This is a genomic window from Acidobacteriota bacterium (assembly GCA_003696075.1).
Classification (GTDB): Bacteria; Acidobacteriota; Polarisedimenticolia; order J045; family J045; genus J045.
Window position 1 is genome coordinate 1 of record RFHH01000111.1, and the last position, 13,745, is coordinate 13,745.

The following is a 13,745-nucleotide window of genomic DNA, read 5'->3' on the forward strand; positions in this document are numbered from 1 at the left end:
CGTGATCGCAGCCGTCAACGTCGTCTTCCCGTGATCCACGTGACCAATCGTACCCACGTTCACGTGCGGCTTCGTCCGCTCGAACTTCGCCTTGGCCATGGGAGCTCCTCCGTTCAACGGCCCCGTGGAGCCACGGGCCCATCGTCTCGCTCGCCCGCCCACGCCGGCGGGCCCTCTCTAGCAGCTACCAGCGGTAGTGCGCGAACGCCTTGTTGGCCTCCGCCATCCTGTGAACGTCCTCGCGCTTCTTCACGGCCCCGCCGCGCCCGGCCGCCGCATCCATCAGCTCGTTGGCCAGCTTCTCGATCATGGTGCGTTCGGTGCGGGCCTTGGCGAAGCTGATCAGCCACCGGTAGGCCAGCGACTGGCGCCGCTTCGGGGTCACGTCCACGGGCACCTGGTAGTTCGAGCCCCCGACCCGGCGCGACTTCACCTCCATCACCGGCCGCACGTTGTCGACCGCCTTCTGGAAGACCTTCAGCGGATCCTCTCCCGTCTTCTCCTTGATCCGCTCCATGGCCTTGTAGAAGATCCGCTCGGCGACGGTGCGCTTGCCGTCCACCATCAGGCAGTTGATGAACTTCGTCACCATCGGCGACCCGTAGATCGGGTCCGGCGGCGACGGTCGAACCGGAACTTCACGGCGTCTGGGCATCTTCCCTCCGACTGCGCCCGCGGATCACGCCTTCGGGCGCTTCGCGCCGTACTTGGAACGGCCCTGCCGCCGACCCTCGACCCCCGACGCATCCAGGGTCCCCCGGATGATGTGGTAGCGGACGCCCGGGAGGTCCTTCACACGGCCCCCGCGGATGAGCACGATCGAGTGCTCTTGCAGGTTGTGCCCGACGCCCGGGATGTAGGCCGTGACCTCGATCCCGTTCGTCAGGCGAACCCGGGCCACCTTCCTCAAGGCCGAGTTCGGCTTCTTCGGGGTGGTCGTGTACACGCGCGTGCAGACCCCCCGCCGCTGGGGACAGGCCTGCAGTGCCGGGCTGGCCGTCTTGGCCCGGACCGCCTTGCGCCCTCGGCGCACCAACTGGCTGATCGTCGGCACGTGTCGCCTCGCTCGCCCGGAAGGGCCCCCTACGGGCCTCCCGGGCCGCTGTTGGGGTCCTCGGCTTGACCTGCTGCCTCTTCCCGCGCGCCTCCGGCGCGCCCCGGCGCGTCGTCCGCGGACCCTCCCACGGGGCGCAGGTGGGACCCCGTATCGAGGGACTTCCGCGGCGCCGGGAATGCCTGCCGACGCGTACCGGGCCGGTTCCCCGGTCTTCCCGGGGCGGGCCCGGCCGTTCGTCAGATGGCCGGCGCCGCGCCGAGCGCGGCCTGCCGGCGCAAAGGCGAAAGGCTAGGGGAACTCCGCCCTGCTGTCAAGCTCCTCCGGCTATTTCCCCCCGCCCCCGGGCCGCGTCCCGCCATCGGCGCCGCCCGCGAGGAGCTGGGCCAGGGCCGACTCGTCGGTACCGGTGTCCAGGGCGAGGAAATCCTCCTCCGGCTCCTCCGGCGGAGCCTCCGGCACCGGCAGCTCGTAGCCCTTGTAGGCCTCCGCGCCGGTCCCGGCTGGAATCAGGCGGCCCATGATCACGTTCTCCTTCAGGCCCCGGAGCCGGTCGACGGCCCCCTGGATCGCCGCCTCCGTCAGCACCCGCGTCGTCTCCTGGAAGCTGGCCGCCGACACGAAGGAGTCCGTGGACAGCGACGCCTTCGTGATCCCGAGCAGCAGCGGCCGGCCCATCGCCGGCTGGCCCCCCTCGGCGACGACGCGCTCGTTCTCCTCGCGGAACCGGAAGCGGTCCACCTTCTCGTCGAGGACGAACTCGGTGTCCCCGACGTCCTCGATCTTCACCCACCGCATCATCTGGCGGACGATGACCTCGATGTGCTTGTCGTTGATGTCCACGCCCTGGAGCCGATAGACCTCCTGGATTTCGTTCACCAGGTACTCCTGCAGGGCGTGCTCTCCCAAAACGCTCAGGATGTCGTGCGGGTTCTTCGGCCCGTCCATCAGCGCGTCGCCGGCCCGCACCTGCTCGCCCTCGCGAACGCTGACGTGCTTCCCCTTCGGGATCTTGTACTCCCGGCGCTCGCCCTCCGGGCTCACGACGTAGACGGTCCGCTGCCCCTTTTCGATCTCGCCGTATTCGACGACGCCGTCGATCTCCGAGATCACCGCCGGCTCCTTGGGCTCGCGGGCCTCGAACAGCTCGACGACTCTCGGGAGTCCTCCCGTGATGTCCTTCGTGCGGGTCGTCTCACGGGGGATCTTGGCCAGCGTGTCGCCCGGCACGACCTCCTCGCCCTCCTCCACCATGAGGATCGATCGGACCGGAAGCGGGTACTCCCGCACCTTCCGGTTGCCCCGCTTGATCACGATCTTCGGCGTGAGCGACTCGTCCTTGGAGGGGATGATCGTCTTGTGCTCCAGCCCGGTGACCTCGTCCTTCTCCTCCCGGACGGTGCTGCCCTCGACGACGTCCTGGTAGTGGACCACGCCGGCGTCCTCGGTGAGGATCGCGAACGTGTACGGGTCCCACTCGAGGAGCCGCGTCCCCGGCGTGACCCGATCGCCATCCTTCACGCGGATCACGGCACCGTAGGTCACGGCGTGACGCTCGAGCTCCCGTCCCCGCCGGTCGAGAACCAGAAGGTTCCCCTGCCGGTTCATCGCCACGTTATCGCCGTCGCGGTTCTTCACCGTCTCCACGTTGAGGTACTTGACCGTCCCCTCGTTCTTCGCGTCGGCGTACGACTGCACGTGCCCGCTGGCGGTCCCTCCGATGTGGAACGTCCGCATCGTGAGCTGCGTTCCGGGCTCGCCGATCGACTGCGCCGCCAGCACCCCGACGGCCTGCCCGAGCTCCACCGGCTTGCCCGTGGCCAGATCACGCCCGTAGCAGAGGCGGCAGACCCCGCGCGGAGTCTCGCAGCTCAGCACCGAGCGGATCTTGACCGATTCGATGCCGGCGAGCTGGATCTTCTCCGCCAGCTCCTCGGTGATCTCCTCGTTCTGGTCGACGATCAGCTCGCCCGTCGTCGGATCGACCACCGGCTCCAGGGCCACGCGTCCGATCACCCGGTCCCGGAGCGACTCGATCACCTCGCCGCCCTCGACGATGGCGCGGGCCTCGATTCCGTCGAGCGTGTGGCAGTCTTCCTCGGTGACGATCACGTCCTGGGCGACGTCGACCAGCCTTCGGGTCAGGTACCCCGAATCCGCCGTCTTGAGCGCCGTGTCCGCCAGCCCCTTCCGGGCCCCGTGGGTGGAGATGAAGTACTGCGCCACCGTCAGGCCCTCGCGGAAGTTGGCCGTGATCGGCGTCTCGATGATCTCGCCGGACGGCTTGGCCATCAGGCCCCGCATCCCGGCGAGCTGCCGCATCTGCTGCTTGCTGCCCCGCGCGCCGGAGTCGGCCATGATGTAGATCGGATTGAAGGGCTCGTTCGGATCCTGGTCGATCTCCTTCATCCGCTCGAACATCGCTTCCGCGACGCGGTCGGTAACCTCCGACCAGATCGCCACGACCTTGTTGTACCGCTCGCCGTTGGTGATCGCTCCGTCCCGGTACTGCTTTTCGACCTTGATCTGCTCGGCCCGCGCCTCGGCAACCAGCTTCTCCTTCTCCTCCGGAATCACCATGTCGTCGATTCCGATCGAGACGCCGGCCTTCGTGGCATACCGGAACCCGATCTCCTTCAGCTGGTCCACCATCTTGATGGTGAGGTCGTGGCCGTACCGCATGCTGCAGAAATTGACCAGCTCCTGCAGGCCGCGCTTCTTCAGCAGGCCGTTGATGAAGGGAAGCTCCGGCGGCAGCATCTCGTTGAACACGACCCGGCCCACCGTCGTACTGATGAGCTCGTTCTCGACCTTCTGCACCGGCGCCCGCGTCACGTCCTGGTCGTCGTACAGCGTGGTGAGATCGATGAGCTCTCCGGTGTACCGCAGGTTGATCGGGGTGAGCGCCTCCACGTATCCGCTCTCGTACGCCAGGAGCACTTCCTCCGGCGACCCGAAGATCCGCCCCTCCGCCTGGCGCCCGGGCTTCGTCTTGGTGAGATAGTAGGCGCCGAGCACCATGTCCTGACTGGGAACGGTGATCGGCTTGCCATTGGCCGGCTTGAGGAGGTTCCGCCGGCTCATCATGAGGATGTGCGCTTCGGCCTGGGCTCTCGTCGACAACGGAACGTGGACCGCCATCTGGTCGCCGTCGAAATCGGCGTTGAAGGCGGTGCAGACCAGCGGGTGAATCTGGATCGCCTTCCCCTCGACGAGCTGCGGCTCGAAAGCCTGGATGCCCAGGCGGTGGAGCGTGGGCGCCCGGTTCAGCAGTACGGGGTGATCCTGGATCACCTCCTCCAGGATGTCCCACACCTCCGGCCGCTCCAGCTCGACCATCTCCTTCGCCGCCTTGATCGTGGAGACGATGCCCCGCTCCTCCAGCTTGTTGTAGATGAAGGGCTTGAACAGCTCGAGGGCCATCTTCTTCGGCAGGCCGCACTGGTGCAGCTTCAGCTCCGGCCCGACGACGATGACCGAACGCCCGGAGTAGTCCACGCGCTTTCCGAGGAGGTTCTGCCGGAACCGCCCCTGCTTCCCCTTCAGCGAGTCGGACAGCGACTTGAGCTGCCGGTTCTGGGTCGAGCGCAGCACCCGGCCGCGCCGCCCGTTGTCCATCAGGGCGTCCACGGCCTCCTGCAGCATCCGCTTCTCGTTGCGAACGATGACATCGGGGGCCCGCAGATCGAGAAGCTTCTTCAGCCGGTTGTTCCGGTTGATCACCCGCCGGTAAAGGTCGTTCAAGTCGGACGTCGCGAAGCGTCCCCCCTCCAGCGGCACGAGCGGCCGCAACTCGGGCGGGATCACCGGAATCACGTCCAGGATCATCCACTCCGGCCGGTTCCCGGAGCGACGGAAGGCGTCCACGACCTTGAGCCGCTTGGCCAGCTTCTGCCGCTTCTGGATCGACGTCTCGTTCTTCATGCCGTCGCGCAGCTCGACGGCGAGACGCTCGACGTCCACGCGGCTCAGGAGGGTCTTGATCGCCTCGGCGCCCATCATCGCTTCGAAGGACCCGGCGCCGTACTTGTCGCGCAGCTCCCGGTACTGTTCCTCGGTCAGGAGCTGACCCTCTTCGATCTCCGGCACGTCACCCTGGTCGATCACCACATAGCACTCGAAGTAGAGGATCCGCTCCAGGTCCCGCTTCGAGATGTCCAGGAGGTGACCGATCCGGCTCGGAAGCTGGTGGAAGAACCACACGTGGGAAACCGGAGAGGCCAGCTCGATGTGCCCCATCCGCTCCCGCCGGACCTTCGACTGGGTGACCTCGACGCCGCACTTGTCGCAAACGACGCCGCGGTGCTTCATGCGCTTGAACTTCCCGCACAGGCACTCCCAGTCGGTGACCGGCCCGAAGATCCGCGCGCAGAAGAGTCCGTCCCGCTCCGGCTTGAAGGTGCGGTAGTTGATCGTCTCCGGCTTGGTCACTTCGCCGTACGACCAGGAGCGGATCTTCTCCGGCGACGCCAGACTGATCCGGATCGCCGTGAAGTCGTTGATCGTCTTCGCCCTGTCGAAGAACAGCGAACTCTTGCTCAAAGCGCCCTCCTGCCGGCTTCACCGGCGGCGCAGATTCGAGTCCGGGCCCGCCCCGCGGAAACCCGGTTCACACGGCCTCTTCCACATCCTCGGTCATCAGCTCGACGTCCAGGCACAGAGCCTGCAGCTCCTTCACCAGAACGTTGAACGACTCGGGAAGACCGGGCTCGACCCACCCTTGGCCTTTCACGATCGCCTCGTAGATCTTCGTGCGCCCGTAGACGTCGTCCGACTTGCAGGTCAAGAGCTCCTGGAGGACGTGCGCCGCGCCGTACGCCTCCAGCGCCCACACCTCCATCTCGCCGAAGCGCTGCCCGCCGAACTGGGCCTTCCCGCCGAGCGGCTGCTGAGTGATCAGCGAGTACGGCCCGATCGACCGGGCATGGATCTTGTCGTCGACGAGATGGCTGAGCTTCAGCAGATAGATGTATCCGACCGTCACCCGTTGCTCGAACGGCTCCCCGGTCATCCCGTCGTAGAGCACCGTCTTGCCGTCCGGCGGCAGATTCGCCTGGGCGAGGAAGTTCTTGATGTCCCCCTCGCGCGCCCCGTCGAAGACCGGTGTCGCGAAGTGCAGGCCGAGGACCTTCCCGGCCCACCCCAGGTGGGTCTCCAGGATCTGTCCCACGTTCATTCGGCTCGGCACGCCAAGAGGGTTCAACACCACGTCGACCGGCGTCCCGTCCGGAAGGTAAGGCATGTCCTCGATCGGAAGGATCCGGGCGATGACACCCTTGTTCCCGTGGCGTCCGGCCATCTTGTCGCCGACCGACAGCTTCCGCTTCATCGCCACGAAGACCTTGACCAGCTTGATCACGCCCGGGGGCAGCTCGTCACCCTTTTCGAGCTGCTCGATCCTCTCGCGATGGAACTTCTCGAGAAGCTGGATCTTCTTCCGGGTGCGCTCGCCGATCTTCCGGATCGCGTCGAGCGTCGCCGCCCTTCGCGGCTTGACGTCGAGCCGCAGGAGGTCGTCCGTCTCGAGCTCTCGGATGATCTCCCGCGTAAGCGTGGTGCCGGCCTCGAGCCGGACCTCGCCGCTCGCCGCGTCCACCAGCGGCGACTGGAGCTTCTCGCCCTCGAGGAGATCGGCGATCAGCCGCCGGTTCTCCTCGTTGATGATCCGGATCTCGTCGTTGAGGTTCTTCTCCCACCGCTGGATCTGCTCCTGCTCGATGGCGCGGTGCCGCGCGTCCTTCTCCGTTCCCTTCCGCGCGAAGACCCGCACCCCGACGACCGTCCCCTCGATCCCGGGCGGCGTCGTCAAGCTCGCATCCCGCACATCGCCCGACTTTTCGCCGAAGATCGCGCGCAGGAGCTTCTCCTCGGGCGTGAGCTGCGTTTCCCCCTTCGGGGTCACTTTCCCTACCAGGATGTCGCCCGGCTTGACATGCGCGCCGATGCGGATGATGCCGCTCTCGTCCAGATCCTTGAGGAACTCCTCCGAGACGTTCGGGATGTCCCGGGTGATCTCCTCGGGGCCGAGCTTCGTATCCCGCGCCTCGATCTCGAACTCTTCGATGTGGATCGAGGTGTACGCGTCCTCCCGGACGAGCCGCTCGCTGACGAGGATCGCGTCCTCGAAGTTGTATCCGCGCCACGGCATGAACGCCACCAGAACGTTCCGGCCGAGCGCCAGCTCCCCGTGATCCGTGCACGGGCCGTCGGCGAGAACCTGCCCGGCGCGCACCCGGTCTCCCTGCCGCACCAGCGGCTTCTGGTTGATGCAGGTGTTCTGGTTCGAGCGCCGGAACTTGATCAGCGAGTAGACGTCGGCGCCGAAGTCCTCGCCGCCCTCCTCGCCGGTCACCCGCACGATGATGCGGGTCGCGTCGATCTTGTCGACGATCCCCGAGCGGCGGCACACCACGACCGCCCCGGAATCCCTCGCGGTCGTCTCCTCCATTCCGGTGCCGACGATCGGCGCCTCGGGACGCAGCAGCGGCACCGCCTGACGCTGCATGTTCGACCCCATCAGCGCCCGGTTGGCGTCGTCGTTCTCCAGGAAGGGGATCAGCGCGGCTGCCACCGAGACGACCTGCTTCGGAGAGACGTCGATGTAGTCCACCTCCTCCCGAGGCGCGAACAAGAAGCTCCCCGCGTGCCGGGCCGTCACACTCTCGTTGACGAATCGGCCGGTCTCGTCGTAGCGCGCGTTCGCCTGGGCGATCTTGTGTTGGTCTTCCTCCCAAGCGGTGAGGTAGAAGGCATGGGGGACCGCCACGGGCACCTTTCCGCCGCGCCTTTCGATCTCGGCCCGCTTCCGCTCGAACTCCTCCTGCGTGACGATATCCCCGACCTCGTAACCGGAATCGCCGCCGTAGGTGATCCTCACGTGCTCCACGACCCGGCCGTCGACCACCTTGCGGTACGGCGACTCGATGAATCCGTAGTCGTTGATGCGCGCATAGCAAGCGAGCGACGAGATCAGCCCGATGTTCGGGCCCTCCGGCGTCTCAATCGGGCAGATCCGCCCGTAGTGCGTCGGGTGGACGTCCCGCACCTCGAACCCGGCCCTCTCCCGGCTGAGCCCACCCGGCCCCAGCGCCGAGAGCCGCCTCTTGTGCGTGACCTCCGACAGCGGGTTCGTCTGGTCCATGAACTGGCTGAGCTGGCTGCTGCCGAAGAACTCCTGGACCGCCGCCACCACCGGCTTCGCGTTGATCAGGTCATGCGGCATCGCGGTGGTCATCTCCTGGTAGACCGACATCTTCTCCTTGATCGCACGCTCCATGCGGATCAGGCCGATGCGGAACTGGTTCTCCAGGAGCTCGCCCACCGACCGCACCCGGCGGCTGCCCAGATGATCGATGTCGTCGAGAACGCCCTCTCCCTGGGGAAGCTTGAGGAAATACCGGATGACAGCGTAGAAATCGTCCGGGTGGAGGATCTTCTCGTCCAGCGGCCTGTTGGTGCCCAGCCGGGTGTTGAACTTGAGCCGGCCCACGCGCGAGAAGTCGTAGCGCTGTGGATCGAAGAACATCGCGTTGAACAGCTTCGTCGCCGCGTCCACCGTGGGAGGATCGCCCGGACGGAGTTTCCGGTAGATCTCCAGCAGCGCTTCTTCGGGCGTGCCGACCGTGTCCTTCTTCAAGGTCTCGTGCAGCACGGGACCCACGGGGTCGTTCTCGGGGAAGATGACGATGATCCGCTCGATGCCCGCCGCCCGGATCTTCGCGAGGCTCTCCTCGTCCAGCTCTTCGTTGACGTCCGCGATCAGCTCCCCGGTCTCCGGATCGCTGATCGGCTCGAGGGCCACCGCTCCCTTGAACTCCGAGTCGGCGATCGGCACGTACTGGACACCGGCATCCTCGAGCCGCTTCAAGTTGGCCTTCCGGATCTTGGCGCCCTTGGTGACCAGCCGCTTGCCGTCCTTCTTCACCTCGGCGGCCGCACGGCGCTGCAGGAGGCCCGGGCCGACGCCCCACAGAAGCCGGTCCTTCTCGAGGAGGATCTCGGCCGGGGTGTAGAACTCCCGGAGCATCTGCTCGTCGGTGGCGAGTCCGAGCGCGCGGAGGAAGACCGTCCCGGGGAACTTCCGCTTCCTGTCGATCCGGACGTAGAGGATCTGCTTCTTCTGGTCGAACTCGAACTCGACCCAGGCCCCGCGGTACGGAATGATCTTCGCCATGAAGGTCTGGCAGTCCGGAGTGGCCTGAGTGGCCTGGAAGAACACTCCCGGGCTGCGGTGGAGCTGCGAGACGATCACCCGCTCCGTACCGTTGATGATGAACGTCCCGTTCTCCGTGAGCATCGGGATTTCGCCGAAGTAGACCTCCTGCTCCTTGATGTCCCGAATGCTCCGCGCTCCGGTCTCCGGATCCTTGTCGTAGACGACCAGGTGGACGGTGACCCTCAGCGGCACGTTGAAGGTCATCCCCCGCTCCTGGCACTCCTCGACCGAGTACTTGAACTTCAACCCGACCGGCTCGCCGCACTCCTCGCACACCTCGAGCGTGTTCGGGATCGTCTCGCCGGTATACGGGCAGGTGATTTCGGCCGCTTTCGGGTTTCGCACGATGAACGGCCGGTTCGCGTGCGGAGAGTGCATGCGGAGCTTCTCGATTCCCTGCAGGGCGCCGCACTTGCACTCCCAGGTTCCGATCGAGTAGCTGATGAACTCGAGGCTGCAGGTCTCGCGAAAGTCCTCGATCGGGAAGATCGACTTGAACACCGCCTGGAGACCGACGTCCTCCCGATCCTCGGGGGCCGTGTACATCTGCAGAAAGCGCTCGTAGGAGCGCTTCTGGACCTCGATCAGGTTGGGGACCTGAATCTTCGAGGGGATCTTGGAGAAGTTGTGGCGCGTTCTCTGCGTCGTTCCGGCGATCGCCATCAGGCTCACCTCAAGGATCGATTTCAGCCGCTGTCGTGGAAGAACTCGCGCGCCGGTTGCCGGCCGCCCGCAAGGCGCACGACGCCCGCGCCGCCCCGGGGGCGGCCGCGGGCCTTGCGCTGCTCTTCCGGAACCGCACAGGCCGTCCGGTGTGCACCCGGTCGGTTACTTCACCTCCACCTTGGCTCCGACTTCCTCGAACTTCTTCTTGATCTCCTCGGCTTCCTGCTTCGTGACGCCTTCCTTGACCGCCTTCGGCGCCGACTCCACGAGCTCCTTCGCCTCCTTCAGGCCCAGGCTCGTCAGCTCGCGGACCACCTTGATCACGTTGATCTTCTTGGGGCCGATGTCGGTGAGAATGACGTCGAACTCGTCCTTCTCTTCCTCGGCCGCCGGCCCCGCGGCCGCCCCCGGCACCGCCGCCACCGCCACCGGAGCCGCGGCGGAGACGCCCCACTTCTCCTCGAGCATCTTCACCAGCTCCGCGGCCTCCATGACGGTCAGCGAGCTGAGCGAGTCGGCAATCTGGTTGAGATCTGCAGCCATCGTCCGTTTCTCCTGCCGGCGCCGTGTCGGCGCCGCTCCGGGCGCATCGCCCTCCGGTTGGTCTTCGGAATTCCTCGCCCCGGATCCGCCGAAAGGCCGGCCGGGGCATCTCCTACTGCTCCTGTCGGCTCCTCTCCCCGATCACCCTGGCGAGCTGCGTCGCCGGCGTCGAGAGCAGGCGCAGCAGCCTGGTCGCCGGACCGTTGATCAGCGACAGCAGCATCGCCCGCGTCTCCTCCAGGCCGGGGAGCTGCGAGACGGCCCTCACGCCGTCCGCGTCCAGCGTCTCGCGCCGGTCCACCAGCCCGCCCTTGATCTCCAGAGCGGGGTGCGTCTTGGCGAAATCGACGAGCCCCTTGGCCGCCGAGATCGGCTCCTCCGGGTGGTACACGACCGCCGTGGGGCCGACGAACCAGCGCTCCAACTCCTTCACGGCGGAGCCTTCGGCCGCCCGTTTCGCCAGGCGGTTCTTCACCACCCGAATCCGCGCGCCCTTCTGGCGGAGAGACGCCCGCAACTCGTTGATCTCGTTCGACGTCAGCCCGGTGAGGCTCACCAGGTACAGGCTGTTCGCCCCGTCGAACACCTCGCGGATCGCGTCGATCTCCTGCTGCTTCTGCTGCTTCGTTCTCGGCATCGGCTCGTGCCCCCTGGGCCGGACGGTCAGGCGCGCTCTTGCTGCATCCTGTCCAGCTCGGTGAGATCGATCTCCAAGCTCGGGCTCATCGTCGTGCCGATGTGCACCGACTTGATGTAACGCCCCTTCGCGGCCGGCGGCTTCGCCCGCTGCACCGCCCCCACGAATGCGGCGAAGTTGTCCAGCAACTGCTCGTCGGTGAAGGAGCGCTTTCCGAGCACGCCGTGGACGATCGAGGTCTTGTTGACCCGGAACTCCACTTTTCCCGCCTTGATCTCCTTGATCGCCCTTGCGATATCGGGCGTCACCGTCCCGGTCTTCGGGTTCGGCATCAGCCCGCGGGGACCGAGGATCTTCCCCAACCGCCCGATGAACCGCATGACGTCGGGCGTCGCCACCACGGCATCGAAGTCGAGGAAACCCCCGGAGATCTTCTCCACCGCCTCCTCGCCGGTCATCACGATATCGGCTCCCGCCGCCTCGGCCTCCTGGTACTTTTCGCCGCCGGCGATCGCGAGGACGCGCTTGGTCTTGCCGGTGCCGTGGGGCAGCACCACCGTTCCCCGGACCATCTGGTCGGCGTGCCTCGGGTCGACACCGAGCAGCATGGCGATTTCGACGGTCTCGTCGAAGCCCGCCCAGGAGACCTCTTTGAGCCGCGCGATCGCCTCGGCGACTCCGTAGGGACGCCGCTCGAGCTTGCTCTTCGCCTGCAGGTACTTCTTCCCGCGCTTAGGCATTTCCGCACCGTCCTTCCATCGGGTTCCGCGCCGCGGGCGAGGTCACTCCACGATCTCGATGCCCATGCTGCGTGCGCTGCCGGCGATCGTCCTCACGGCCGCCTCCAGATCGGCCGCCGTGAGGTCGGGCGCCTTGAGCTTCGCGATCTCCTCCACCTGGGCCCTCGTCACCTTTCCCACCTTGTTACGATTCGGTTCGCCGGATCCCTTCTCGATCTTCGCCGCCTTCTTCAGCAGAACCGAAGCCGGAGGGGTCTTGGTGATGAAAGTGAACGAGCGGTCGGCGTAGATGGTGATGACCGCCGGGATGATCATCCCCTCCTGGCCCTGGGTCTTGGCGTTGAACGCCTTGCAGAACTCCATGATGTTCACGCCGTGCTGCCCCAACGCCGGACCGACCGGCGGAGCCGGCGTGGCCTTCCCCGCTGGGCAGTGCAGCTTGACGACCGCGACAACCTTCTTCGCCATTTGCGAACGTCCGTTCCGGGCCGCCCCGCGCGGCGAAGCCGCCCGGTTGCACCCGTCCGTTGTGCCGGCCGCAGCGCCCGCCGCCGCGGTCCGGCCGCACTCATTCCGGCCGCTTCACCTGATGGAACTCCAGCTCCACCGGCGTCGCGCGCCCGAAAATGCTCACCATCACCTTCAGGGTCGCCCGGTCCTCGTTCACCTCCTCCACCACGCCGGTGAAGTTGCTGAACGGCCCATCGGTGATCTTCACCGTGTCGCCCACCCGATAATCGAACTTGGGCTTCGGCCGCTCCTTGGTGACATGGACCTGGTTCAGGATCCGATCCACCTCTTCCTGCGTCATCGGCAGGGGACGCTGGCCGCCCCCGACGAAGCCGGTCACCTTCGGCGTGCTGCGCACCACGTGCCAGGCTTCGTCCGACATCTCCATCTGCACCAGCACGTATCCCGGGAAGAACTTCTTCTTGGTGACGACCTTCTTGCCGTCACGAATCTCCGCCACGTCCTCCGTCGGAACGAGGATCTGGCCGATCTTGTCGCCCATCCCGTACGCGTCGGCCCGCTGGCGGAGCGATTGCATGACCTTGTTTTCGAACCCGCTGTAGGTGTGGATGATGTACCACTGCATCCGGGAGCCCGACTCCCCGCCCGACGCTTCCTGAGGCGACGCCTGCTCGGCGGACCCCTCCTGCGAGGCCGGCTCCGCCCCCTCGCGGGCGGACCCGGCCGGTTCGGCCGGCTGCGCCGCGCCGTGCTCCGGCCGCTCCCCGCCGGGCGGCGCCGCCGGACCTTCGTCCCCCGCCGCCTGCGCCATCCGATCCTTTTCGGCGTCCACGCTCATCCTCGGCTTCCCCGCCCGCCTACCGGCTGGTCACGAGCGACCAGATGGCCGCCAGGATCGAGTCGACGAGCGACAGATAGGCCGCCACCACCACGGTGAACAGCACGACGACCACGGTCGTTCCGACGACCTCCTTGCGCGACGGCCACGACGTCCGTTTGAGCTCCTTCCAGGAGTCCTCCACGAAGGTGCGAAACGTCCGCCAGGTGCTCATGTCATTCACTCCGTCATTCGGCCGTCGGGCCACCGCCGGCCGGCCGCGCGTGGCAGGGCAGGAGGGACTCGAACCCCCAACCTACGGTTTTGGAGACCGTTGCTCTGCCAATTGAGCTACTGCCCTGTGGCCGCACGCGCTGCACGCCCGCGCCCCTCACCGGGTCTCGCGGTGCAGCGTGTGCTTCCGGCAGAACCGGCAGTACTTCCTGAACTCGTACCGGTCCGGCTTCAGCTTCTTGTTCTTCGTGGTCGTGTAGTTCCTCCGCTTGCACTCGGTGCAGGCGAGGATCACGTTCTCGCGCATCGTCGCTCCGCCGGCCCCTTCCCGCGGTCGCGCCCGCCCGGCACGCCGCCCGGGGCCGCCC

At 66.7% G+C, this 13,745-nt stretch carries 12 protein-coding genes and 1 tRNA gene; all 13 read right to left on the minus strand.

The features are described 5' to 3' along the window. On the minus strand, positions 1-99 hold a 99-nt coding region (locus D6718_06940), incomplete at its 3' end, for a hypothetical protein (protein ID RMG45635.1). Positions 100-184: 85 nt separating this feature from the next. Beyond that, positions 185-655, minus strand: a complete 471-nt coding sequence (locus D6718_06945) for a 30S ribosomal protein S7 (GenBank protein RMG45625.1) — start codon at positions 653-655, stop codon at positions 185-187. Between the two features lie 24 nt (positions 656-679). Then, entirely contained in the window at positions 680-1,054 is a 375-nt protein-coding gene (locus D6718_06950) for a 30S ribosomal protein S12 (protein ID RMG45626.1), read from the minus strand. 327 nt (positions 1,055-1,381) lie between these two features. Further along, on the minus strand, positions 1,382-5,596 hold the full coding sequence (gene rpoC / locus D6718_06955) for a DNA-directed RNA polymerase subunit beta' (GenBank protein ID RMG45627.1): 4,215 nt from the start codon (positions 5,594-5,596) through the stop codon (positions 1,382-1,384). Positions 5,597-5,663: 67 nt separating this feature from the next. Next, positions 5,664-9,932 carry a DNA-directed RNA polymerase subunit beta gene (gene rpoB, locus D6718_06960; protein RMG45628.1) on the minus strand — a complete coding sequence of 1,423 codons (4,269 nt, stop codon included), beginning with the start codon at positions 9,930-9,932 and terminating at the stop codon, positions 5,664-5,666. 165 nt (positions 9,933-10,097) lie between these two features. Next, positions 10,098-10,478, minus strand: a complete 381-nt coding sequence (locus tag D6718_06965; protein ID RMG45629.1) for a 50S ribosomal protein L7/L12 — start codon at positions 10,476-10,478, stop codon at positions 10,098-10,100. 112 nt (positions 10,479-10,590) lie between these two features. After that, the gene (locus D6718_06970) at positions 10,591-11,115 is read right to left on the minus strand and encodes a 50S ribosomal protein L10 (GenBank protein ID RMG45630.1); all 525 of its coding nucleotides are present in this window, start codon (positions 11,113-11,115) and stop codon (positions 10,591-10,593) included. 26 nt (positions 11,116-11,141) lie between these two features. Beyond that, positions 11,142-11,855 (minus strand): 50S ribosomal protein L1, encoded by a 714-nt coding sequence (locus D6718_06975; GenBank protein RMG45631.1) that lies wholly within the window; start codon positions 11,853-11,855, stop codon positions 11,142-11,144. A gap of 42 nt (positions 11,856-11,897) precedes the next feature. Further along, positions 11,898-12,323, minus strand: coding sequence for a 50S ribosomal protein L11 (rplK, locus tag D6718_06980; GenBank protein RMG45632.1), 426 nt, complete (start codon positions 12,321-12,323; stop codon positions 11,898-11,900). A gap of 100 nt (positions 12,324-12,423) precedes the next feature. Beyond that, on the minus strand, positions 12,424-12,951 hold the full coding sequence (nusG, locus tag D6718_06985) for a transcription termination/antitermination protein NusG (GenBank protein RMG45636.1): 528 nt from the start codon (positions 12,949-12,951) through the stop codon (positions 12,424-12,426). A gap of 232 nt (positions 12,952-13,183) precedes the next feature. Continuing rightward, on the minus strand, positions 13,184-13,378 hold the full coding sequence (secE, locus tag D6718_06990; GenBank protein ID RMG45633.1) for a preprotein translocase subunit SecE: 195 nt from the start codon (positions 13,376-13,378) through the stop codon (positions 13,184-13,186). 50 nt (positions 13,379-13,428) lie between these two features. Beyond that, a tRNA-Trp gene (locus tag D6718_06995) sits at positions 13,429-13,504 on the minus strand. Positions 13,505-13,534: 30 nt separating this feature from the next. Next, on the minus strand, positions 13,535-13,684 hold the full coding sequence (gene rpmG / locus D6718_07000; protein ID RMG45634.1) for a 50S ribosomal protein L33: 150 nt from the start codon (positions 13,682-13,684) through the stop codon (positions 13,535-13,537). Positions 13,685-13,745 lie beyond the last annotated feature (61 nt).

What these genes read in the sequence shown, in the direction of transcription:
- nusG (RMG45636.1), bottom strand. Translation starts at nt 12,951, where the DNA reads ATGCAGTGGTACATCATCCACACCTACAGCGGGTTCGAAAACAAGGTC.
- rplK (RMG45632.1), bottom strand. Translation starts at nt 12,323, where the DNA reads ATGGCGAAGAAGGTTGTCGCGGTCGTCAAGCTGCACTGCCCAGCGGGG.
- D6718_06970 (RMG45630.1), bottom strand. Translation starts at nt 11,115, where the DNA reads ATGCCGAGAACGAAGCAGCAGAAGCAGCAGGAGATCGACGCGATCCGC.
- D6718_06945 (RMG45625.1), bottom strand. Translation starts at nt 655, where the DNA reads ATGCCCAGACGCCGTGAAGTTCCGGTTCGACCGTCGCCGCCGGACCCG.
- rpmG (RMG45634.1), bottom strand. Translation starts at nt 13,684, where the DNA reads ATGCGCGAGAACGTGATCCTCGCCTGCACCGAGTGCAAGCGGAGGAAC.
- D6718_06965 (RMG45629.1), bottom strand. Translation starts at nt 10,478, where the DNA reads ATGGCTGCAGATCTCAACCAGATTGCCGACTCGCTCAGCTCGCTGACC.
- rpoB (RMG45628.1), bottom strand. Translation starts at nt 9,932, where the DNA reads ATGGCGATCGCCGGAACGACGCAGAGAACGCGCCACAACTTCTCCAAG.
- D6718_06975 (RMG45631.1), bottom strand. Translation starts at nt 11,855, where the DNA reads ATGCCTAAGCGCGGGAAGAAGTACCTGCAGGCGAAGAGCAAGCTCGAG.
- secE (RMG45633.1), bottom strand. Translation starts at nt 13,378, where the DNA reads ATGAGCACCTGGCGGACGTTTCGCACCTTCGTGGAGGACTCCTGGAAG.